This window comes from Ectorhizobium quercum, assembly GCF_026552795.1.
GTDB lineage: Bacteria > Pseudomonadota > Alphaproteobacteria > Rhizobiales > Rhizobiaceae > Ectorhizobium > Ectorhizobium quercum.
Genome location: NZ_JANFPI010000007.1, coordinates 189551 through 212195, shown reverse-complemented (window position 1 = coordinate 212195; position 22645 = coordinate 189551). Strand labels below are relative to the sequence as shown.

13 protein-coding genes are annotated in these 22645 nt (G+C 67.2%); 7 read left to right on the top strand and 6 right to left on the bottom strand.

Going from position 1 to position 22645, the window contains the following annotated elements:
• Positions 1-3 precede the first annotated feature (3 nt).
• The 5 genes from NOF55_RS19880 (at position 4) to gabD (ending at position 6526) form a co-directional block, all read left to right on the top strand.
• The gene (locus NOF55_RS19880) at positions 4-741 is read left to right on the top strand and encodes an SDR family NAD(P)-dependent oxidoreductase (RefSeq protein WP_306412854.1); all 738 of its coding nucleotides are present in this window, start codon (positions 4-6) and stop codon (positions 739-741) included.
• A gap of 20 nt (positions 742-761) precedes the next feature.
• Positions 762-1517, top strand: a complete 756-nt coding sequence (locus NOF55_RS19875; protein WP_306412853.1) for an SDR family NAD(P)-dependent oxidoreductase — start codon at positions 762-764, stop codon at positions 1515-1517.
• Positions 1518-1549: 32 nt separating this feature from the next.
• Positions 1550-3739 carry an alpha-ketoacid dehydrogenase subunit alpha/beta gene (locus NOF55_RS19870; protein WP_306412852.1) on the top strand — a complete coding sequence of 730 codons (2190 nt, stop codon included), beginning with the start codon at positions 1550-1552 and terminating at the stop codon, positions 3737-3739.
• Between the two features lie 16 nt (positions 3740-3755).
• On the top strand, positions 3756-5009 hold the full coding sequence (locus tag NOF55_RS19865; RefSeq protein WP_306412851.1) for a pyruvate dehydrogenase complex dihydrolipoamide acetyltransferase: 1254 nt from the start codon (positions 3756-3758) through the stop codon (positions 5007-5009).
• A gap of 62 nt (positions 5010-5071) precedes the next feature.
• On the top strand, positions 5072-6526 hold the full coding sequence (gene gabD / locus NOF55_RS19860) for an NADP-dependent succinate-semialdehyde dehydrogenase (protein WP_306412927.1): 1455 nt from the start codon (positions 5072-5074) through the stop codon (positions 6524-6526).
• A 605-nt stretch (positions 6527-7131) separates the two neighbouring features.
• Here gabD and NOF55_RS19855 read toward each other — a convergent pair.
• Genes NOF55_RS19855 through NOF55_RS19845 form a run of 3 tightly spaced genes read right to left on the bottom strand, consistent with a single transcriptional unit; the run spans position 7132 to position 12058 of the window.
• On the bottom strand, positions 7132-8244 hold the full coding sequence (locus NOF55_RS19855; protein ID WP_306412850.1) for an ABC transporter permease: 1113 nt from the start codon (positions 8242-8244) through the stop codon (positions 7132-7134).
• A 2-nt stretch (positions 8245-8246) separates the two neighbouring features.
• Positions 8247-10991 (bottom strand): ribosome-associated ATPase/putative transporter RbbA, encoded by a 2745-nt coding sequence (gene rbbA, locus NOF55_RS19850; protein WP_306412849.1) that lies wholly within the window; start codon positions 10989-10991, stop codon positions 8247-8249.
• Positions 10988-12058: an HlyD family secretion protein gene (locus NOF55_RS19845; protein WP_306412848.1), complete on the bottom strand. Its 1071-nt coding sequence runs from the start codon at positions 12056-12058 to the stop codon at positions 10988-10990. The genes rbbA and NOF55_RS19845 overlap by 4 nt, the downstream gene beginning before the upstream one ends.
• Before the next feature lie 242 nt (positions 12059-12300).
• Here NOF55_RS19845 and NOF55_RS19840 point away from each other — a divergent pair, with 242 nt between their 5' ends.
• Together NOF55_RS19840 and pbpC are read left to right on the top strand one after the other, a co-directional pair.
• Positions 12301-17721, top strand: a complete 5421-nt coding sequence (locus NOF55_RS19840; protein WP_306412847.1) for an alpha-2-macroglobulin family protein — start codon at positions 12301-12303, stop codon at positions 17719-17721.
• Positions 17718-19805, top strand: a complete 2088-nt coding sequence (pbpC, locus tag NOF55_RS19835; RefSeq protein ID WP_306412846.1) for a penicillin-binding protein 1C — start codon at positions 17718-17720, stop codon at positions 19803-19805. The genes NOF55_RS19840 and pbpC overlap by 4 nt, the downstream gene beginning before the upstream one ends.
• Before the next feature lie 106 nt (positions 19806-19911).
• Here the strand turns inward: pbpC and NOF55_RS19830 are convergent, their stop codons facing one another.
• From NOF55_RS19830 to NOF55_RS19820, 3 genes are read right to left on the bottom strand one after another with little or no spacing between them, the layout of a single operon-like run.
• On the bottom strand, positions 19912-20457 hold the full coding sequence (locus NOF55_RS19830; RefSeq protein WP_306412845.1) for a DUF924 family protein: 546 nt from the start codon (positions 20455-20457) through the stop codon (positions 19912-19914).
• 20 nt (positions 20458-20477) lie between these two features.
• Positions 20478-21257 carry an ethanolamine ammonia-lyase subunit EutC gene (gene eutC / locus NOF55_RS19825; protein ID WP_306412844.1) on the bottom strand — a complete coding sequence of 260 codons (780 nt, stop codon included), beginning with the start codon at positions 21255-21257 and terminating at the stop codon, positions 20478-20480.
• Complete coding sequence (locus NOF55_RS19820) at positions 21254-22630, bottom strand: ethanolamine ammonia-lyase subunit EutB (protein WP_306412843.1); 1377 nt, start codon at positions 22628-22630, stop codon at positions 21254-21256. The genes eutC and NOF55_RS19820 overlap by 4 nt, the downstream gene beginning before the upstream one ends.
• Between the last annotated feature and the right edge of the window lie 15 nt (positions 22631-22645).

Here is a 22645-nt window from a genome sequence, read left to right as displayed (position 1 = left end):
CTCATGACATTCGATTTCGAAAACCGCACCCTGCTCGTCACCGGAGCCAATGGCGGCATCGGCCGGGCGCTGGCGGAACTCTACCATGCCTCCGGCGCCAATCTGGTGCTGAGCGATCTGGATGAGCCGGCGCTGCAAGGATTTGCCGCCTCGCTCGGCGACGACGTCCGCATCGCCACGTTGAAGGCCGATGCATCGAGCGCCGAGGATGCGGAAAGGACCGTCGCCCTCGCGACGAAGCGCTTCGGCGGCATCGACTTCCTCGTGCCGTCCGCCGGCATCTATCAGGCGAAGCCCTTCGCCGAAATGTCGGACGCCGACTGGCACAGGACGATCTCGATCAACCTCGACGGCGTCTTCTATCTCTGCAAGCGGGCGCTGCCCGCCCTGAAGGACGGGTCCTCCATCGTCACCATCGCCTCGCTCGCCGCCTATCGCGGCGCCTATACCAACGCCCATTACGGCGCGACCAAGGGAGCGATGGTGTCCATGACGCGGGCGCTTTCCCGGGAACTGGCGCCGAAGACCCGCGTCAACGGCGTCGCGCCCGGCATCATAGAGACACCGATGATCGGCGAGCTTCTGAAGACGCGCATGGAGGAAACCATGTCGCAAACGCCGCTGAAGCGGCTCGGCAAGCCATCGGAAATCGCCTCGGTCATCGCCTTTCTCTGCTCGCCCGCCGCAAGCTTCATCACCGGCGAGACGATCCAGGTGAATGGCGGCATCTACATGGCATGACGGCAAGGGAAGGAAGACGAATGACGGGACTTCTCAAGGGCAGGCTGGCCCTCGTGACCGGAGCCGGGCGCGGGCTGGGTGCTGCGATCGCCGCGGGAATGGCGGTGCAGGGCGCGCGCGTCATCCTCGCCGATATCGACGGGGAGGCGGCGCGGAGGCAGGCCGCGGCCATCGAGGCGGACGGCGTCGAAGCCGAGGGCCATGCGCTCGACGTGACCGACCGCGCGGCGGTGAAGGCGTTCGCCGGGGATGTTCTCGCCCGGTTCGGCGGGATCGACGTTCTCGTCAACAATGCCGGCGTGGCCGGCCGCGCCGCCTTCGACCAGCCCGAGGCGGCGGAGGTGTGGGACCGGGTGATCGGCGTCAATCTCGAAGGCGCCTTCAACGTCTCGCATGCCTTCGTGCCGGCGCTGAAGGCGAAGAAGGGCAATGTCGTCCATCTCTGCTCGGTCGCCGGCTTCGTGGCGGGTGGTTCCACTGCCGGCTATGTCGTCTCCAAGGGCGCCATCCGCTCGCTGACGCAGGTGATGGCGCGCGATCTCGCTCCCCACGGCATCCGCGTCAACGCCGTTGCGCCCGGCATCATGATGAGCGAGATGGCCGTCGCCCAGCTCAACCGGCCCGGCGGCACCGACTGGTTCATGAACCGCGTGATGTTGAAACGCATCGGCGAGACCGGCGAAGTCGTCGACCCCGTCATTTTCCTGGCCTCCGACATGGCGAGCTACATCACCGGCACGATCCTGCCGGTCGATGGCGGCTTCCTGGCGGCCTGATCCTTATCTCTTCCGGTTGCGGAGACACGCTCATGCCCGAATACAAAGACCTTGTTCCGAACAGTTTCTGGCGGGAAATCATTCCGACCGACGCCGACCGTGCCGTCTTCGACGTGACGCTCGGCGGCACGATGCTGGCCGAGATGCACCTGATCCGCGCCTTCGAGGAGAAGGTGCTGGAACTGGCTGGACACGGCCTCGTCCACGGTCCGGCCCATTCGGCCATCGGCCAGGAAGGCGGGGCGGTCGGCTCGGCGGTCTCCCTGCGCCCTTCCGACCAGATCAACGGCTCGCACCGCGCCCATCACCAGTTCCTCGCCAAGGCGCTCGGCTATGTGGTACAGGACGGCATCGACCCGAAGGCGGCCTTCGGCGAGGATATCCGCACGCTCGCGCAGCGGACGCTGGCCGAAATCCTCGGCCTGTCGCAAGGCTTCTGCCGCGGGCGCGGCGGCTCCATGCACCTGCGCTGGGCCGAATCCGGCAATCTCGGCACCAATGCCATCGTCGGCGGCGGCGTGCCGATGGCGGCGGGCGCTGCATGGGCGCACAAACGTGCCGGCACCGGCGACGTCGTCTATACCTATTTCGGCGACGGCGCGACCAACATCGGCTCCGTTCTCGAAACCATGAACATTGCCGCTGCGTGGAAGCTGCCGATCTGCTTCTTCATCGAGAACAACCGCTATGCCGTTTCCACCCATGTGGAAGAGGTGACGGCGGAGCCGCGCCTGTCCTCCCGCGGCCTGGCGTTCGGCATCCCGTCCTTGAAGGTGGACGGAATGGATCCGGTCGCCGTCTGGCTCGCGTCGGAAGAAGCGAACGCCATCATGCGTGAGGGCGGCGGCCCGACGATCATCGAGGCCGACGTCTACCGCTACTTCCACCAGAACGGCCCGCTGCCGGGCAGCGCCTTCGGCTATCGTTCCAAGGAGGAGGAGGCCGAGTGGCGCGGGCGCGATCCGCTCGTCGCGCTGGCGAAGACGCTTCAAGAACGGCAGGCGATCGGCGAGGACGCGGTGCAGGCATTGCGCGACCGCTGCGTGGCGCTGATGGACGAGGTGGCCGGCGAACTCATCGAAACCCACGAGGGCAAGCGCCGCATCGTTCCCTCCCTCTGGCCGGAGGAAAGCTTCCGCGACTTCGGCCTGCGCGGCGATCTTTCGGAATTCGACGGCGTGCGGTTCGAGGAGCTGGAGAGCTTTTCCGGCAAGACCGTCGCGGATGGCCGTTTCATCGATGCGGTTGCCGATGTCATGGCGCGGCGCATGGACACGGACGAGCGCGTCGTGGTGCTGGGCGAGGACGTTCACCGCCTGAAGGGTGGCACGAACGGCGCGACGCGCGGCCTGTCCGCCACCTTCCCCGACCGGGTTCTGGGAACGCCGATTTCCGAGAACGCCTTCACCGGCATTGCCGGCGGCATGGCGGCGGACGGGCGCGTCCTGCCGGTGATCGAATTCATGTATCCCGATTTCATGTGGGTGGCCGCCGACCAGGTGTTCAACCAGATCGGCAAGGCGCGGCACATGTTCGGCGGCGACAGCGACATGGCGGTGGTGCTGCGCACCAAGGTGGCGATGGGCACGGGCTACGGTTCGCAGCATTCGATGGACCCGGCGGGCATTTTCGCGACGGCGCCGGGCTGGCGCATCGTCGCGCCCTCGACGCCGTTCGACTATGTGGGGCTGATGAATTCGGCGCTGCTGTGCCGCGATCCGGTTCTGGTGCTGGAGCATGTCGATCTTTACGCCGCCAAGGGACCGGCGCCGGTGGACGATCTCGATTATTTCATTCCGCTCGGCAAGGCGAAGGTGGTGCGGTCCGGCTCGAAACTGACGGTGCTGACCTATCTGGGCATGGTGGCGAAGACGCTGACCGTGGTCGAATCGCTCGGCGTCGACGCCGAGGTGATCGACCTGCGGTCGCTCGACCGGGCCGGGCTCGACTGGGAAACGGTGGAAGCCTCGATCCGCAAGACCGGCAATGTGCTGATCGTCGAGCAGGGGGCGTCCGGCACGTCCTATGGCGGCTGGCTGGCCGACGAGTTGCAGCGGCGCGTCTTCGACTGGCTCGACCAGCCGATCGCCCGCGTGCATGGCGCGGAAGCCTCGCCCTCCATCTCGAAGGTTCTGGAGGCCGCCGCCGCCGCCCGTCCGCAGGATATCGAAGCGGGCCTGCGCGCCATGATGGCCGCGCAGGGCCTTCCCATCGGCGGCTGACAAGAAGGAGACGGCCATGCCAATCGAAGTCGTGCTGCCCGCCCTTTCGGCGGGGATGGAAGAGGCGGTCATCGCGCGCTGGCTGAAGGCGGAAGGCGATGCCGTGAAGAAGGGCGACCTTCTTGCCGAGATCGAAACCGACAAGGCGACGATGGAACTCGAGGCGGAAGCCGACGGCACCGTCGGGCGCCTGTTCGTCGACAACGGTGCGCGCGCCGAGGTCAATCAGGTCATCGCCGTTCTGCTGAAGGACGGCGAGGATGCCGCCGCGCTGGCGGTAGCCCCCGTGTTGCAAGCGGCTCCCGCCGTTGCGGAGGAACAGGCACCGGTTCACCCCCTCGCCGGTGCGCCTGTCGGCGCCGGCGGCGACGTTCGTCACAGGGCGTCGCCGCTTGCCCGCCGGCTCGCCGCCGAACGCGGCGTGTCGCTGGAGGGGCTTGCCGGAAGCGGGCCGAAGGGCAGGATCGTCCGCATCGACGTGGAGCGGGCGGCGGCATCCGTCAGGCCGGTCGCGGCGGAGGCGGTGCCGGCCCCGGCAACGCCGCCGGCTCCCGCTTCGGCGAAAGGCATTCCGCCCGGGATCGGACCCTATGAGGCGGTGCCGCACACATCCATGCGCCGCACCATCGCGCGCCGGCTTCTGGAAGCCAAGCAGACGGTGCCGCATTTCTATCTGAACGCGGATTGCGACATCGACGCGCTTCTGGCACTGCGCGCCCGCATCAACGAGAAGCGCGATGCGTCGGAGCGGATTTCGGTCAACGACTTCATCATCCGGGCCTGTGCCCTTGCGCTTCGCAAGGTGCCGGATGCCAATGCCGTCTGGACGGAGGATGCCATCCTGAAGCTTCAGGACATCGACATTGCCGTCGCCGTGGCGACGGATGGCGGGCTGATCACGCCGCTCATCCGGCAGGCCGACAGGAAGAGCCTCGGTGCCATTTCGGCGGAAATGAAGGCGCTGGCCGCCCGCGCCCGCGAAAACCGGCTGAAGCCCGAGGAATACCAGGGCGGCGGCTTCTCCCTCTCCAATCTCGGCATGTACGGCACGAAGTCGTTTTCGGCGATCATCAACCCGCCGCAGAGCGCGATCCTCGCGGTCGGTGCGGGCGAGCGCCGCCCGGTGGAGCGCAACGGCGAACTGGCTTTTGCGACGCTGATGAGCGTGACGCTTTCGGTCGATCACCGCTCGGTGGACGGGGCTCTCGGCGCGCAGCTTCTCGCCGCCTTCAAGATGGCCATCGAAGACCCTATGAATCTCATCGTCTGACCGACAATATAACATCGGGAGTATCCGGGCTCCGGCCCGGACAGGATCGTGGAGGAATGATCATGCAACTCAAGGACCCAACCTTGTTCCGGCAGGCCGCGCTTGTCGGAGGAGAATGGATCGCGGCGGAGGGGAGGGCCTCCATCGCGGTGAACGACCCGGCGACGGGCGAGACGATCGGCCATGTGCCGAAGCTCGGCGCGGCGGAAACGAAGGCGGCGATCGACGTGGCCCAGAAGGTCCAGAAGGAATGGGCCGCGCGCACCGCCAAGGAGCGCAGCGCCACCTTACGCAAATGGTTCGAGCTGATGATGGAGAACCAGGACGACCTCGGCCGCATCCTGACGCGCGAGCAGGGCAAGCCGCTCGCCGAGGCCAAGGGCGAGATCGCCTATGGCGCGAGCTTCATCGAATGGTTCGCGGAAGAAGCCCGCCGCATCTACGGCGAGGTCGTTCCCGGCCACCAGCAGGACAAGCGCATCCTTGTCATCAAACAGCCGGTCGGTGTCGTGGCGGCGGTGACGCCGTGGAACTTCCCGAATGCGATGATCACCCGCAAGGCCGGCCCGGCTTTCGCAGCCGGCTGCGCGATGGTGCTGAAGCCCGCCTCGCAGACGCCGTTCTCGGCCATCGCGCTGGCCATCCTCGGCGAACGCGCGGGGCTGCCGAAGGGGCTGTTCAGCGTCGTCACCGGCTCGGCCCGGGAAATCGGCGGCGAACTGACGGCAAATCCCCTCATCCGCAAGCTGACCTTCACCGGTTCCACAGAGGTCGGCATCGAGCTTTACCGCCAGTCGGCGCCGACGATCAAGAAGCTTAGCCTCGAACTCGGCGGCAATGCGCCCTTCATCGTCTTCGACGACGCCGATCTCGACGCTGCGGTCGAGGGCGCGATCATCGCCAAGTTCCGCAATAACGGCCAGACCTGCGTCTGCGCCAACCGCATCTACGTGCAGGACGGTGTCTACGACGCCTTCGCGGACAAGCTGGCCGCTGCTGTCGGCAAGCTGAAGATCGGCAACGGTTTCGACGAGGGCGTGGTGCTCGGCCCGCTGATCGACACGGCGGCGAAGGAGAAGGTCGAGGAGCATATCGCCGACGCCGTCGCAAAGGGGGCGAAGGTGACGAGCGGCGGCAAGCCGCACGCGCTCGGCGGCACCTTCTTCGAGGCGACGATCCTCGCCGATGTGACGAAGGACATGGCGGTCGCCCGCGAGGAGACCTTCGGGCCGCTGGCGCCGCTCTTCCGCTTCCGGGACGAGGCCGACGTGATTGCGCAGGCCAACGACACCGAATTCGGGCTCGCCTCCTATTTCTACGCCACGGATCTGGCGCGGGTGTTCCGGGTGGCGGAGGCGCTGGAATACGGCATGGTCGGGGTGAACACCGGCCTGATCTCCACGGCGGAGGCGCCGTTCGGCGGGGTCAAGCTCTCCGGTCTCGGCCGCGAGGGCTCCCGGCACGGCATCGAGGATTTCGTCGAGATGAAATATCTCTGCCTCGGCGGAATCCGGTAAGGCGCAGGCCGCCCGGGTTCGGGAGGCGGGAACGCCTTTCGGGATGCAATCACGGCCGGCGCCTTGCGCGCGCCGGCCAGCCCTGCCGGCCCGTGGAAAGTCGGGATGCCGTCTTAATATTTTGTTAAGCATGTTTTCCGTAAGGTCGGATACGCCCTGAAGCGGCGCCTTCGCCGGACGCATGAAGCGGGTCCGGCTTTCTCGAAAACATGTGCCGTTCCACGCACCGAACCCGGCCGGGTCCGGTGTCGGGCGGCGATCATCCGCAGTTTCCACGTCTTCCGGGGAGATGCGAGCCCACATCGCAATCCTGCCTTTCGCGAAACCGGCTGCCCTGCGCGCGACTGCGACGCACGAAGCGGTTCTCTCCGGGAGAAGTCCAGTCCTCGGCGCGTCGTTCGACCCAGCGCGGAGGATCGATGTTTCGCCTGCCGGCAGGACGCCGGCGGGCGTCGGGCCGGGGCGGTCACGCGCTCCGGTTCTGCCCGGCAGGGCAGCGTACCGGATCGAAGCGATGTGCGATCGGAATGCCCTGCGTCGTGTCCGGCCTGTCAGCGCCCAGATTGGTCTCGAAAGCGCTGGCAGGCCGCCGGGCCGGCCTTTTTCTATCGCAGGAAATCGCGGAACCGCCTCAGCGCGAAGAAGAACAGCACGGAGCCGATCAGGGCGAGGGCCGCGAATTGCGGCCATACGACATCGAGGCCGGCGCCGCGGAACAGGATCGCCTGGCCGAGAATGACGAAATGCGTGTTCGGCGCGGCGAGCATGATCGTCTGAATGATTTCGGGCATGCTTTCGCGCGGGGTCATGCCGCCGGCCAGAACCTCGAGCGGCAGCAGGACGAGAATGAGCAGCATGCCGAACTGCGGCATGGAGCCGGCGATGGTGGCGAGGAAGATGCCGAGCGAGGTCGTCGCGAACAGATGCAGCGCGGCACCGGCGAGGAAGAGGGCGACCGAGCCCTGAACCGGCACGGCGAGGAAGCCCTGCACCACCACCGTCAGCGCGAAGGCCGTCGCGGCCAGAACAACGATGCCCATCGACCAGACCTTGCTGACCATGATTTCCGCCGGATTGACCGGCATCACCAGCAGGTGCTCGATGGTGCCGTGCTCGCGCTCGCGGATCAGCGCGGCGCCCGTCAGGATGATCGACAGCATGGTGACGTTGCCGATGATGTCGGTGATCGAGCCGAACCAGCTCTTGTTGAGCTCGGGATTGTAGCGGGCGCGCAGGACCAGGTCGACGGGAACATCGACGTTGCCGCGATAGCGCTGCGCATATTCGTTGACCTCGCTGTTGATGATGCTCTGGATATAGCCGTTGCCGGTGAAGGCCTGCGACATGCGGGTCGCGTCGACATTGATCTGGAGCGTCGGCACCTTTCCGCCGAGCAGATCGCGCTGGAAATTGGGCGGAATGTCGAGGGCGAACGTGTCGAGGCCCGCATCCATGCGCTGGTCCATCTCCGCGATGGTGATCATCTTCGGCGGGGTGAAATAGGGCTCGTAGAAGGCGGTGGCGATGCGGTTCGACAGCGTCGACTGGTCCTCGTCGACGATGGCGATGGCCGCGTGATTGAGGCTCTCCGGCATGGCGGTCGACGAGGCGTAGATCGACACGGTGAAGGCGTAGACGATCAGGATGACCAGCGCCGGGTCGCGCAGCAATCCGCGCAGTTCCTTGATACCGAGCTGGATGACGTTGGAAAGACGCATGATCAACTCGCCTGCTTGCGGAGGGAGAGCACCCCGATGCCGATGAGCACCGGAACGGCGATGAGGAGCGGAATGAAGGAGCCGGACAGGCTTGCGAAGTCGAGCGATTTCGAGAAGGTGCCGCGCGAAATGGTGATGAAATAGGTGGCCGGGAAGATATTGCCGATCACCGCGCCCACGCCCTTCAGCGCGGTGACGGGATCGAGCAGGCCGGAATATTGCGTGACCGGGATCATGGTCAGGAGCGCGGTGCCGAACAGGGCGGCGATCTGGCTCTGCACGAAGGCGGAGATGACCAGGCCGATGGCCGTCGCGATGATGACGTAGAGGAAGGCGCCGGTCGCGAAGGCAAGGAAGCTGCCGTTGAACGGGACGCGGAAGACCAGGACGGCAAACGCCGTCAGCAGCAGGAAATTCACCATGCCGAGCACGACATAGGGGATCTGCTTGCCCAGCAGGAATTCGAGCCGGGTGACGGGCGTGACATAGAGATTGACGATGGAGCCCAGTTCCTTCTCGCGCACCACGCTGAGCGCCGACAGCATGGCGGGGATCAGGATCAGCAGCAGCGGTATGACGGCAGGCACCATCGCGACGAGGCTGCGGATATCCGGATTGTAGCGATAGCGGGTCTCGATCGAGAACGTGCCCTGCGTGGCGGCGGCGCCGTAAAGCTCGCGGGCCTTGCGGGTCAGCCAGCTCTGGTGCATGCCCTCGACGTAGCCGCGCACGGTTTCGGCGCGGGTCGGCATGGCGCCGTCGATCCAGGCGCCGACCTCCACGGTCCGGCCATGCGCAACGTCGCGGCCGAAGCCCGGCGGGATTTCCAGGGCGAGGCTGATGTCGCCGCTCTGCATCCGCTGGTCCATCTCGGCATAATCGAGGATCGGCGGCCTTTCGATGAAATAGCGGGAGCCGGAAATGTCGGCGACGTAGTCGCGGCTGATCGTCGTGTCGTCGCGGTCGAGAACGGCGAAGGTCAGGTCCTCGACGTCGAGATTGACGCCGTAGCCGATCACGAACATCAGGATGACGGAACCGAGGATGGCGAGCGTCGCGCGGATCGGGTCGCGTTTCAGCTCCAGCGTTTCGCGGCTCGTGTAGGACAGCATGCGGCGCAGGCTGAAGGCGCCGCGCGGCTTCCTGCCCGGTTTCGCCTCCGTGGCGAGAGCGGCGGCGTCCTCCGGCGAGGGCGCTTCGGCCTCATCGCCGATGGCGTCCTGGAGGTAGGCGATGAAGGCTTCCTCCAGTGTCGGCATCTGCCGCTTCTCGACGATGGCTGCCGGGGTGTCGCTGACCAGCACCTTGCCGGCATGCATCAGCGAGATGCGGTCGCACAGCGCTGCCTCGTTCATGAAATGGGTGGAGACGAAGATCGTCACGCCGTCCTTGCGCGACAGGTCGGAAAGGATTTTCCAGAAGGCGTCGCGGGCCACCGGATCGACGCCGGAGGTCGGCTCGTCGAGGATCAGGATGTCCGGCGCGTGGATCATGGCCACCGCGAGGGAAAGGCGCTGGCGCACGCCGAGCGGCAGCGCATCCGGCAGCGCGTCGACGACGTCGGCCAGATCGAAGCGGCTGATCATCTCGGCAATGCGGGCGTCCACGGTTTCGGGCGGCAGGCTGAACAGCCTGGCGTGGAGCGCGAGATTCTGCCGCACGGTCAGCTCGCCATAGAGCGAGAAGGCCTGGCTCATGTAGCCGATGCGGCGGCGCACATCCATGTCGGAGGCGTCGACGGTCTTGCCGAAGAGCTTCGCCGTGCCCTCGCTGGCGGCGAGCAGGCCCGTCAGCATTTTCATCGTCGTGGTCTTGCCGCAGCCGTTCGAGCCGAGAAAGCCGAAAATCTCCCCGCGCGGAATGCGGAAGCTGACGTTATCGACGGCGGTGAAATTGCCGAACCGCATCGTCAGCCCTTCGGCCTCGATGGCCCAGGTTTCGTCCCCGTCCGTTTCGCGCGGCGGGATCACCACCTTGGTGTGGTCGCCGCGATCCTCCGGCGGCAGGAGTTCGATGAAGGCGGCGTCGAGATCCTGCGTGCCGGTCCGTTCCATCAGTTCGGCGGGGGTGCCGGTTGCCAGAACCTTGCCGGCGTTCATCGCCACCAGCCAGTCGAACCGTGCGGCTTCCTCCATATAGGCCGTGGCGACGATGACGCTCATCTGCGGATGCGTCGCCCGGATGCCGTCGATCACCTCCCAGAACTGGCGGCGCGACAGGGGATCGACGCCGGTGGTCGGTTCGTCGAGAATGAGAAGGTCGGGATCGTGGATCAGCGCGCAGCACAGGCCGAGCTTCTGCTTCATGCCGCCGGAAAGCTTGCCGGCGGGGCGGTCGAGGAAGGGATGAAGGCCCGTGCCCCGCGTCAGCTCGTCGATGCGCCGGTTGCGTTCCGCCGCGCCGTGGCCGAACAGGCGGCCGAAGAATTCGAGGTTTTCCCGGACGGAAAGCGTCGCATAGAGGTTCTTGCCGAGCCCCTGCGGCATGTAGGCGATGCGCGGGCAGACGGCATTGCGGTGCTTCCTGTCCGCCATGTCGCCGTCGAGAACGATGACGCGGCCGCCGGTGATGGCGCGCGCGCCGGCGATCATCGACAGCAGCGTCGATTTGCCCACGCCGTCCGGGCCGATCATGCCCGCCATGCAGCCCGCGGGAATGTCCAGCGTGATGGAATCGAGCGCAACCGTGCGGCCATAGGCATGCCCGACGTCTTCCAGACGGACGATGAAGGTTTCGGCAGCGGTCATTGGACGAGGTTTTTCTCAAGCTCCTCCGGCCAGGCGGCGTCGGGAGAGGTGCGGACATAGGCGGCGCCGGGAAGGCCGGTCTTCACCTGCCGGATGTATTTTTGCAGGAGTTCCTTCGGGATGGTGGCGCGGATGCGGAAGACGAGCTTCTGCCTTTCCTCCTGGGTCTCGACCGTCCTCGGCGTGAACTGGGCCACGTCCGCGACGAAGGAAATGCTGGCGGGGATCGTGTACTGGGGAGCCGTGTCGAGGACGATGCGCGCCTGCGAGCCGATCTCCATCCGTCCGGCCTGCTCCGTCGGCAGGAAGAAGGTGATGTAGACGTCTTCCAGATCGACGAGGCTCAGGACGCGGCCGCCGGCGGCCAGAACCTCGCCCGGTTGGGCGACGCGGTACTGGATACGGCCGTCGCGCGGCGATTTCAGGGTGCTGTCGTCGATCTGCGTCTGTAGTTCCTCGATGGCGGCCTGGGCGGCATCGACGGCCGATTCGGCGTCGATGACCTGCGCCCTGGCGGCGCTGATGCCGGCCTCCGAGGCCGCAAGCTCCGCCTTGGCGACGGCGAGCGCCGAAACGGCCCCCTGATAGGCCGAGCGGGTATCGTCGAGAACCTGCTGGGAGAAGACGCTGGTCTTCGCAAGCTGTTCGGCGCGGTCGAGCGTCTTGCGGGCCACGTCGAGCTGGACCTCGCGCTGGGCGACCACGGCGGTGGCCGATTCGTTTTCGGCCAGCCGCTGGTTGACGAGGCTGCCTGCCGTGTCGATGCCGATCTTCGCCCGGCGAAGCTGTGCCTCGGCCTGCCGCTTCTGCGCCTCCAGCGTGTCCGTGTCCATGACGGCGAGAACCTGGCCGGCGGTGACGAAATCACCCTCGCGAACGGTAATATCCTTCAACCGCCCAGCGAGCTTGGTGGAAATGTCGATTTCAGTCGCCTCGATGCGTCCATTTCCCATCGCGATGCCATCCGGCAGTTCCGCTGCGCCGATCTGTTGCCAGGCGAAATAGGCGCCAGCCAGCGCAACGACGACGATACCCGCCGTTGCAAGATTCCGGAGGGAGACGCTCATGCCACTTTCCTTCTGAACACAGTGCGATTCGTTTTTACAGCCGGTGTTGATACCGGCAGCGTGTGACGGTCATTTCATTAGCAGCAAAATTATCGCTTAGATTTGATATTCATCAATATGCCTTCCGATCGCACATAATTGTTGCTTCGCTTCGGATCGCAAGCCGTCGCCGGTGCGAATGATTGACAATGCGGCTTGCCGGGACAAGATAACGCCGAATGCCACGGTCCGGGAGCGGTTTCATGTACACCATTTTGCGTATCCTCGTCACGGTTTGCGGTCTCGCCGTCGCCGGTTTCGCCGGCGCGCAAGGGGCGAGAAGCATAGAAACGACGCCGGACGCCGACTATTTCGGCTTCGACCTGCGCCTCGAAAAGGACGTGTCGCTCGGGCAATGCGAGGCGCTGTGCATCGAAAACGGCTCGTGCCGGGCCTTCACCTACAATACGCAGGCGCAATGGTGCTTCCTGAAATCGGATTTCGACACGATCATAGCCTCGCCGGGGGCCGTGGCCGGCCGCATCGTCGAGGCTGACGCCGGGCCGGATATCGGCGCGCCGCCGCGCCTGTCCTTCCTTTCGTCCTGGTTGCAGCAGAATGCCCGCACCTTCGCCAGCAATCTCGCCGTGCCCGGCGAGGACCGGGAAAAGGGATTGGCCGCGCTTTCGGCGGAGGCAACGGCCGCCCTTGCCGCAGGCGATCCCGTGCGCGCCTTTGCGCTCTACAAGGCGGTTGCCGCCCTTAATCCCGACGGCCCCGCCGGCTGGACGGGCGCGGCGCGCGCGGCGCTTGCCGTGACCGACAATTCCATCTCCTCGACCGACGGCGTTTCGGCGGCGATCAACGGCTACCAGCGCACGCGCAGCACGCAGGAACGGGCCGCAGCCCTTTTCCTTCTGGCGCGCACGCTGGAGAAAAGCTACGAATACCGCCCGGCGCTCGAAGCCTACAAGGCCTCGCTGAAGCTCGCCGACGTCGCGAGCGTGCGCGAGGCCTATACCGCCCTGCACGAGCGGCAGGGCTTCCGCATGGTCGAGCACACGATCGATTCCGACACGGCAAGTCCCCGCGCCTGCGTGCGCTTCTCCGAACCGCTGTTGAAGTCCGGCACCGATTACTCGTCCTTCGTGACGCTCGACGGCGCCGTGCCGCAGGCGCTGGAAGCCACGGGCAGCCAGATCTGCGTGGAAGGCCTGTCGCATGGCGGACGCTACCGGCTCGCCTTCCGTCCGGGCCTGCCGTCCACGGTCGGGGAAAACCTCGAAAAGCCAGTTTCGCTCGACCTTTACGTGCGCGACCGCAAGCCGTCGATCCGCTTCACGGGCGAGAATTTCGTGCTGCCGGCGACGGTGCGCCGCTCGATCCCGGTCGTTTCCGTCAATGCCGGCGAAGCGGCGCTGAAGCTCTATCGCATCGGCGACCGGGGCATCGCCTCGCTGATGGCCGATTCGAAGTTCCTGTCGCAGATGGACGGTTACGGCTTCACCGATCTGGAGGAGAAGCGCGGCGAGCTTGTCTGGCAGGGATCGCTGACGCTCGAGCAGCAGATCAACCGTGAAACGACCACCGGCTTTCCCGTCGACGAGGCCCTGCCGGAGCGCAAGCCGGGCGTCTACGTGCTGACGGCCTCGGTGGCGGGCGACGGCCTGGAAGACTGGGACGCCCGGGCGACGCAATGGTTCGTCGTTTCCGATCTCGGCCTTTCGACCTTTGCCGGAACGGACGGACTATCCGTCTTCGTGCGCTCGCTGACCTCCGCCCGGCCGCTTGCCGAGGTCGAGGTGACGCTGCTGTCGCGCGGCAACGAGGTACTCGGCACGGGCACGACGGACGGGGAGGGCCGCGTGACGCTTTCCGCCGGGCTGATGCGCGGCACCGGTGCGCTGGCGCCCGCCGTTCTGACCGCGAAGGCCGGCGACGATTATGTGTTTCTCGACATGACCCGCGCCGGGTTCGATCTTTCCGACCGCGGCGTGACGGGGCGCAATGCGCCCGGCCCGCTCGACGTGCTGGCCTACAGCGAGCGCGGCATCTATCGCGCCGGTGAAACGGTGCATGCTTCCGCCCTGGTGCGCGACGGAGCGGCCAACGCCGTGCCCGGCCTGCCGCTGACCTTCGTGTTCGAACGTCCCGACGGCGTCGAGGCGGCGCGGATCGTCGGCAACGATGCCGGGCTCGGCGGCCATTCCGTCGATTACGCCATCGCCGCCAATGCCATGCGCGGCACATGGCGTTTCCGGGTCTTCACCGATCCGAAGACGCCGGCGCTGGCGGAAAAGCCTTTCCTCGTCGAGGACTTCGTGCCCGACCGCATCGAGTTCGACATGACGAGCGAGGCCGCGGCGATTTCCCCGGATGCGCCGGTGACGGTCGGGATCGACGGGCGGTTCCTCTACGGCGCACCGGCCGCAGGGCTGACGATGGAGGGCGACCTTGCGGTGAAGCCGGTGCGCAGCCGCGCCGGCTTCGAGGGCTATGTCTTCGGCCTTGCCGACGAGGAAAGCGAGGAGGCGAGCCGCGCGCCGCTGGAAAACCTGCCCGCGCTGGACGAAAACGGCAAGGCTGAGATCGAGGTCGGGCTGGGCGACCTGCCCTCCACCTCGCAATGGCTGGAGGCCGAGGTCGCCCTGCGCCTGCGCGAAGGCGGCGGCCGGGCTGTCGAACGGCGCTTGACGCTGCCGGTTCGCCAGGACGGGCCGATGATCGGCATCAGGCCGGAATTTTCGGGCTCGGTGGCGGAGAACACCGAGGCGCGCTTTACCGTCATCGGTGTCGAGGACGATGCGCGTGTGCCGCTGGCCGGCCTGAAATGGAAGCTGATCAAGATCGAGCGGAACTACCAGTGGTATCGCGAGGGCAATGGCTGGCGGTTCGAGCCGGTGCTTTCCACCTCCCAGGTCGCCGACGGCGTGCTGGATGTGGCCGCCGAAGGATCGCAACTGTCCGTGCCGGTCGCCTGGGGCCGCTATCAGCTCGAGATCGAGGGTGAGGGCGCAGTGTCGAGCGCGGCTTTCGATGCCGGCTGGTATGTGGAGGCCAGCTCCACCGAAACGCCGGATGCGCTGGAAATCGCTCTCGACAAGCCGCAATATGCGGCGGGCGAGACGGCGAAGCTGAAGATTTCGCCGCGCCACGCCGGCACGGTTCTGGTGACGGTGGGCACGGATTCGCTGCTTTACTCGACCCATGCCGAGATCGGCGCCGATGGCGGCGAGATCGATATTCCGGTCACGGCCGACTGGAGCGGCGGCACCTATGTCGCGGCGACGCTGTTCCGTCCGGGCGAGGCGCAGGAAAGCCGCATGCCGATGCGCGCCATCGGCATCAAGTGGCTGGGCATAGACCCGGCGGCGCGGAAGCTCGCCGTGACGCTCACGCCGCCGGAACAGGTTTCGCCGCGCGGGCCGCTGGAAATCCCGGTTCAGGTAGCCGGCGCCGGCGCGGACGAGGAAGCCTATGTGACGGTCGCCGCCGTCGATGTCGGCATCCTGAACCTGACGCAATACACCATGCCCGACCCGGCCGGCTGGTATTTCGGCCAGAGGCGGCTGGGAATCGAGATCCGCGATCTCTACGGCCGCCTGATCGACGGTTCGCTGGGCACGCTCGGGCGTATCCGCACCGGCGGCGATGGCGGCGACATGGCCTTGCAGGCCAGCCCGCCGACCGAGAAGCTGGTTGCCTTCTTCTCCGGCCCGGTGAAGCTCGACGGCGAGGGCAGGGCGCTGGTGCGTTTCGACCTGCCGCAGTTCAACGGTACGGCCCGCGTCATGGCGGTCGCGTGGACGAAGACCGGCGTCGGCCAGGCGCAGAAGGACGTGGTGGTCCGCGATTCGGTGGTCCTGACCGCGAGCCTGCCGAAATTCCTGTCGCCCGGCGACCGCAGCGAGCTGCGCGTCGACATCGCCGCGACCGATGCGCCGGCGGGCGACTACAGGCTTGCCGTTTCGGGCGGCGATTCCGTCAGGCTCGACGGGGAACAGGGCGAGCGCACGGTTTCGCTGGAGCCGGGCAGGCGGCAGACGGTGACGCTGCCGATCGTGGCCGGTCGTCCGGGCACGGCGACGCTTGCGCTGACGCTGACCGGCGCGGACGGGCTGACGGTGGAGCAGGGGCTTGAGGTCCTCGTGCGCCCGGCGACACTGCCGGTGACGGTGCGTCACGAACTCGCCATCGAGCCCGGCCGCAGCCTGACGGTGGATCGCGGCCTTCTGGCCGGCCACTTCGTCGACGGGGCTTCGGTGACGCTCAACGTCACCCGCGCCCCGGCCTTCGACATGGCGGCGCTTGCCATGATGCTCGACCGCTACCCCTACGGTTGCGCCGAGCAGACGGTGAGCCGCGCGCTGCCGCTGCTTTATCTCGATCAGGCGGCAGCTCTTGCCGAGGGGCCGGACGATTCCGACCTGAAGGCGCGGGTGCAGCAGGCCGTCGAGCGGATTCTGGGCTATCAGTCGTCGTCGGGCAGTTTCGGGCTCTGGCGGCCGGGCGGTGGGGATCTCTGGCTCGATGCCTATGTCAGCGATTTCCTGACGCGGGCCCGCGAACGCGGCTTCGCGGTGCCGGAAGGGGCTCTGGCGCAGGCGCTTTCCAATCTCGAGAACCAGCTTGCCTATTCGGACGTGAAGAACCGGGGCGACGGCATGGCCTATGCGCTCTACGTGCTGGCGCGAAACCGCAAGGCGGCGATTTCGGACCTTCGCTACTATGCCGACACGGCGCTCGATTCCCTTTCCACGCCGATGGCGCGCGGCCAGCTTGCGGCGGCGCTTTCGCTCTATGGCGACCAGGGCCGCGCCGGCAGCCTGTTCCGCAACGCGCTGGCGCTGTCGGGCGAAGCGGTGGATGAAGGGTCGCGCTCCGACTACGGCTCGGCGCTGCGCGACGACGCCGCACTTCTGACGCTCGCGGCCGAAAGCCGGCCGGAACCGGGCCTCGTCGTGCCGTTGACGGCCCGGGTCGGGGACGAATGGCAGCTCAGGAGCCGTTCCAGCACACAGGAACAGGCCTGGATGTGGCTGGCCTCCCACGCCCTTGCCGACGAAGACAGGACGGTGGCGCTGGGCGTGAACGGGCAGGACCGGCAGGGCGGCTATCAGGCGCGGATGAGCGGGCAAACGCTTTCGGACGAACCGCTGACGGTCGAGAACCGGGGCGGGGAAACGGTCTATGCCGCTGTGACGGCGGTTGCCGCGCCGGAAGAGCCGCTGCCGGCCGGCGGGCAGGGCTATACGATCGAACGGAGCTGGTACACGCTCGACGGCGAGGAGACCGATATCGGCGCGGCCGTGCAGAACGGGCGCTATCTCGTGCAGATCACCGTGACGCCGCAGTCCGACCGGGCGCAGCGCATTCTTGTGACCGATCTTCTTCCCGCCGGTTTCGAGATCGACAATCCGCGGATCGTCGGCAGCGCCGATCTCGCCCATTTCGACTGGCTGCCCGAGGTCGAGGCGGCGCATACGGAGTTCCGCAGCGATCGCTTCGTGGCGGCCTTCGACCGCAACGAGGGCGCAAGCGATGAGATCACGCTGGCCTATGTGGTGCGTGCCGTCACGCCCGGAACCTATGCGCTGCCGGCGGCGAGCGTCGAGGACATGTACCGGCCGGAATCGACCGCGCGGACGGCGACCGGCATGACGACCGTGCGGCCGGCGCAATGAAAGGGGTGCGGCGAGCGGCGTTTACGCTGGCGGGCCTCGGCCTGCTGGCTGCCGTTGCCGCCGTCGCGCTCGACCGGGCGGACCGGGCCTTTCCGCCGCCGCTCGAAGAAGCGCGGGCGGTGTCGGCCGAGGTTCTCGACCGCAACGGCGCGCTTCTGCGGGCCTTCGCCACGCAGGAAGGACGCTGGCGGCTGAAGACGCAGGGCGCGGACGTGGACCCGCGCTTGGTGGAGATGCTGATCGCCTATGAGGACCGGCGCTTTTACGCGCATGGCGGCGTCGACCCGTGGGCCGTCGCCCGCGCGGCCGGGCAGTTTCTCACGCATGGACGCATCGTTTCCGGCGCCTCGACGCTTTCCATGCAGGTGGCACGGCTGATCGAGCCGCGGGCCGAGCGCAGCCTGCTGTCCAAGCTCAGGCAGATGGCGCGCGCCGTGCAGATCGAGCGGCGGCTCGGCAAGGCGGACATCCTCGACCTCTACCTGACGCTTGCGCCCTATGGCGGCAATCTGGAGGGCGTGCGGGCGGCAAGCCTCGCCTGGTTCGGAAAGGAGCCGAAACGGCTTTCCGTGGCGGAGGCCGCGCTGCTGGTGGCGCTGCCGCAATTGCCGGAACGGCGCCGTCCCGACCGGTTCCCGGACGCAGCGATGAAGGCCCGCGAACGGGTGATCGAGCGGGCGGTGCAGGCCGGCGCGCTGGATGCCGGCGAGGCGGCGCGCGCGGAACTGGCCGCCGTCCCGTCCGCGCGGCGGGCCCTGCCTTCGCTCGCGGCGCATCTGGCCGGTACGGCGCGGATCCGCAAGCCGCAGGAGCGGCTGCACCGCACGACCATCGATGCGCGCGTGCAGGCGGGTCTCGAAACCGTCGCGGCGGGCGCGGCGCAACGGCTGGGGCCGGGCCTTTCCATTGCGATGATCATGGCCGATGCCCGCACCGGAGACATCCTCGGCCGTGTCGGCTCGGCGGATTATTTCGATGGATCGCGGCGCGGCTGGATCGACATGACGGAGGCCGTGCGCTCGCCCGGTTCGGCGCTCAAGCCCTTCATCTATGCGCTGGCCTTCGAGGAGGGGCTGGTGGCGCAGGAAACCATCGTCGAGGATCGCCCTTCGGACTTCTCCGGCTATCGTCCGCGCAATTTCGACACCACCTATCAGGGCGACGTCTCGATCCGCCGGGCGCTGCAACTGTCGCTGAACGTGCCGGCGGTGAAGCTGCTCGACGCCACCGGCCCGGCGCGGCTGATGGTGCGGCTGAGGCGGGCCGGCGTGACGCTGCACCTGCCGGCCGGCGAACCGGCCGGCCTTTCCATCGCACTCGGCGGCGCGGGCATCTCGCTGAAGGATCTGGTGCAGCTCTATACCGCCTTTCCCAATCGCGGAAAGCCGATGCGGCTCGGCGACGGCGTGACCGGCTCTCCCGGCCCGTTCGACGGGGAGCCGCTGACGACGCCCTCCGCCGCCTGGCAGGTGGCCGATATCCTCGCATCCGTGCTGCCGCCGCCCGGCAGCCCCATCGGCGGCATCGCCTACAAGACCGGCACGAGCTACGGCTATCGCGACGCCTGGTCCGTCGGTTTCGACGGTCGCCATGTGCTCGGCGTCTGGGTGGGGCGGGCGGATAACGGCGCGGTGCCCGGGCTCACGGGCTATCAGGCCGCAGCGCCCATCCTGTTCGAGGCTTTCGCCCGCTCCGGCGTGGCGGTCTCGCGGCTGCCGGAGGCGCCGGTGGGGGCCGCCCGGCCGGCCCTTGCCGAGCTTCCGTTCGCGCTTCGCCGTTTTGCGGCGACGGAAAGCGGCCTGCCCCGGTTCAGGGCGGCAGAAGCGCCGCCGCGCATCGTCTATCCGCCGGAAGGCGCGCGGGTGGAACTGGGGTTGGCGAGCGAAGGCCGGGTGCAGCCGCTGGCGCTGAAGCTTCAGGGCGGCACGGCGCCATTCCGCTGGCTCGCCAATGGCAGGCCGCTGTCCGCCGATCCGACCCGCCGGCGCACCGGCGAATGGCTGCCCGACGGCGGCGGCTTTTCGCGGCTGACGGTGATCGACGCCAACGGCAGGGCGGCGAGCGTCGGGGTGTTTCTGGAATAGGGTATTTTGGGAAAAGTGCGGAACGCGGTTTCCCGTCCGGAAAGGCTTTGGGCGACCGAGGAAAGAGGCAAAGACCCCCTCTGGCTGCCGCTATCCCCGCCGGCGATCAGCCCGCGAAACCGCCTTCGTCGAGAAAGCGCCGTTCCTCCGGTGTCGTTTCGCGTCCGAGGATGGGGTTGCGGTGGGGAAAACGGCCGAAGCGGGCGATGATGTCGCGGTGGTCTATCGCGGCTTCCAGCGCAGGACCGCCTTGCGGTTCGTTGCGCTTCACGGCCTCTTCCTGATCCGCCAGATCCTCCGAATGGGTGAGCGGCAGGTAGAAGAACACCCGAAGCTCCGGCTCGACCACCCGGTCGTGGCCGAGCGCCAGCGCGCGGCGGCTGTAATGCCGGGCCAGCGGGTCGGTGGCGTACATGTGGCCGGTGTCGCGGAAGCAGTTGCGCGGGAACTGGTCGAGCAGCAGCAGAAGCGCCAGCGCGCTTTCCGGATGGTCGAGCCAGCTTTCGAACGCGCGGCGGGCGGCGGCCATGTGCAGGTCGGCGCACAGGCTGCGGAAGGCGTCGTCGAAGGCTTCGTCCTTGGTGAACCATTTCTCCGCTCCGGCCTCGCGCCAGAAACGCGTGACGGCAAGGGCGTCTGCCGGAACGGTCATGCTTTTCTCCCGTTTTGAGTTCAAGAACCGGGCAACGCGGCCTGTTGCTCCTCCTTGAGATCTACACCGGTCAGCTTGCGTTTCAAGGCCTCGCGGATCAGCCAGAAGGCCTTGGCGGCGGCGAGCGGAAGCTTGAGGCCCGCCTCGCGGATGTTGGAGATGCAGTTGCGGTCGGCGTCGGAAAGGCCCGGCTTCGGGCCGTAGGTCAGATAGGCGCCGAGACTGTCGACCGAAGAAAGGCCGGGCCGCTCGCCGATCAGCACCAGCACGAGGCGGGCTTTCAGCGCCGCGCCGATCTCGTCGCCGATGGCGACGCGGCCATTCTCGACCACGGCGACGGGGCCGACGCTCAGGCCTTCCGTCTTCAGAAGCGGCAGGAGATCGGCGATGAAGGGGACGGCATTGGCGGCGATGGCCGTCGAGGAAAGTCCGTCCGCAACGACGATTGCCACGTCGCAAGGGGCGCTGCCCAGTGCCGCGAGCCGCGCGGCGTCCTCCGCCGTCAGGCGGCGGCCGAGGTCGGGGCGGGCGAGATAGGTCTGTCGCGTTTCGGCCCGGCTCGAGACGGGGACGTTCATCAGGCCGAGACCGGAAAGGCCGGCGCGCAGCGCCTCCCTGTCGAAGGGAATGTGAACCGCGTCGCGGGCGCTGGCATGGGCGTAGGAAAAGCGCAGCACATGGGCGGTCGGAAGCGAGGCTCCGGCCCGCCCGAGCGCGATGGAGGCGTCGGTGTGTCGGCGCAGCGCTTCCCAGGGGTCGAGGGTCACGACATTCACGGGGTCCGGGGTCGTGTCCGTCACGATGCGATCCTCAGCAGCGACTGGCCGGCGGTCTGCGGCAGGAGATGGCCGTCATCATCCGTGACCTGCATCCGGTTCAGCCATTGCTGGAATTCCGGCGCACGCTTCAGTCCCAGCACTTCGCGCACGTAGAGCTGGTCGTGGAAGGAGGTGGACTGATAGCCGAGCATCACGTCGTCGGCGCCGGGAATGCCCATGATGAAGTTGACGCCCGCCGCGCCGAGCAGCGTCAGCAATGTGTCCATGTCGTCCTGATCGGCCTCGGCATGGTTGGTGTAGCAGATGTCGCAGCCCATCGGCACGCCGAGCAGCTTGCCGCAGAAATGGTCTTCCAGGCCGGCGCGGATGATCTGCTTGCCGTCATAGAGATATTCGGGGCCGATAAAGCCGACGACGGTGTTGACCAGCAGCGGCCGGAAGGCGCGGGCGACCGCATAGGCGCGGGCCTCGCAGGTCTGCTGGTCGACGCCGTGATGCGCGTCGGCGGAAAGGGCCGAGCCCTGTCCGGTCTCGAAATACATCACGTTGTCGCCCACCGTGCCACGCTTTAGCGACTGGCCGGCCTCGTAGCCCTCGCGCAAAGTAGCAAGCGAGATCCCGAAGGAGGTGTTGGTCTTTTCCGTGCCGGCGATGGACTGGAAGACGAGATCGACCGGCGCGCCCTTCTCGGCCATCGCGATGGAGGTCGTGACGTGGGTCAGCACGCAGGACTGTGTCGGGATGTCGTAGCGGGAAACGATTTCGGCCAGCATTTCCACGAGGTTCGTCAGCACCGGTATGCTGTCGGAGGCGGGATTGATGCCGATCACCGCGTCGCCGCAGCCATAGAGCAGCCCGTCGACGATGGAGGCGGCGATGCCGAGGCGGTCGTCGGACGGGTGGTTCGGCTGGAGGCGGACGGCCATCGTCCCCTCGAGCCCGATGGTGTTGCGGAAGCGCGTGACGACGCGGCACTTGCGGGCGGCGAGGATCAGGTCCTGGTTGCGCATCAGCTTGGAGACGGCGGCGACCATTTCCGGGGTGAGGCCGGGGGCGAGCGTCGCCAGCGTCGCCGCATTGGCGGCCGGCGAAAGCAGCCATTCACGGAAGGCGCCGACCGTCATGTGCGAGACGGGGGCGAAGGCATCCGTGTCGTGGCTGTCGATGATGAGGCGCGTCACCTCGTCTTCCTCGTAGGGGATGAGCGCCTCGGTGAGGAAGGTCTTCAGCGGCACGTCGGCCAGGCACATCTTCGCCGCGATGTTCTCGGCGGCGCTGGCCGCGGCGACGCCGGCAAGGTAATCGCCCGAGCGGGGCGGCGTGGCTTTCGCCATCAATGTCTTGAGGTCGGCGAAGCGATAAAGTTCCCCGCCCGCGGTTATCTGATAGGCCATGACCGGCTGTTCCCG

What these genes read in the sequence shown, in the direction of transcription:
- NOF55_RS19880 (WP_306412854.1), top strand. Translation starts at nt 4, where the DNA reads ATGACATTCGATTTCGAAAACCGCACCCTGCTCGTCACCGGAGCCAAT.
- NOF55_RS19875 (WP_306412853.1), top strand. Translation starts at nt 762, where the DNA reads ATGACGGGACTTCTCAAGGGCAGGCTGGCCCTCGTGACCGGAGCCGGG.
- NOF55_RS19870 (WP_306412852.1), top strand. Translation starts at nt 1,550, where the DNA reads ATGCCCGAATACAAAGACCTTGTTCCGAACAGTTTCTGGCGGGAAATC.
- NOF55_RS19865 (WP_306412851.1), top strand. Translation starts at nt 3,756, where the DNA reads ATGCCAATCGAAGTCGTGCTGCCCGCCCTTTCGGCGGGGATGGAAGAG.
- gabD (WP_306412927.1), top strand. Translation starts at nt 5,072, where the DNA reads ATGCAACTCAAGGACCCAACCTTGTTCCGGCAGGCCGCGCTTGTCGGA.
- NOF55_RS19855 (WP_306412850.1), bottom strand. Translation starts at nt 8,244, where the DNA reads ATGCGTCTTTCCAACGTCATCCAGCTCGGTATCAAGGAACTGCGCGGA.
- rbbA (WP_306412849.1), bottom strand. Translation starts at nt 10,991, where the DNA reads ATGACCGCTGCCGAAACCTTCATCGTCCGTCTGGAAGACGTCGGGCAT.
- NOF55_RS19845 (WP_306412848.1), bottom strand. Translation starts at nt 12,058, where the DNA reads ATGAGCGTCTCCCTCCGGAATCTTGCAACGGCGGGTATCGTCGTCGTT.
- NOF55_RS19840 (WP_306412847.1), top strand. Translation starts at nt 12,301, where the DNA reads ATGTACACCATTTTGCGTATCCTCGTCACGGTTTGCGGTCTCGCCGTC.
- pbpC (WP_306412846.1), top strand. Translation starts at nt 17,718, where the DNA reads ATGAAAGGGGTGCGGCGAGCGGCGTTTACGCTGGCGGGCCTCGGCCTG.
- NOF55_RS19830 (WP_306412845.1), bottom strand. Translation starts at nt 20,457, where the DNA reads ATGACCGTTCCGGCAGACGCCCTTGCCGTCACGCGTTTCTGGCGCGAG.
- NOF55_RS19820 (WP_306412843.1), bottom strand. Translation starts at nt 22,630, where the DNA reads ATGGCCTATCAGATAACCGCGGGCGGGGAACTTTATCGCTTCGCCGAC.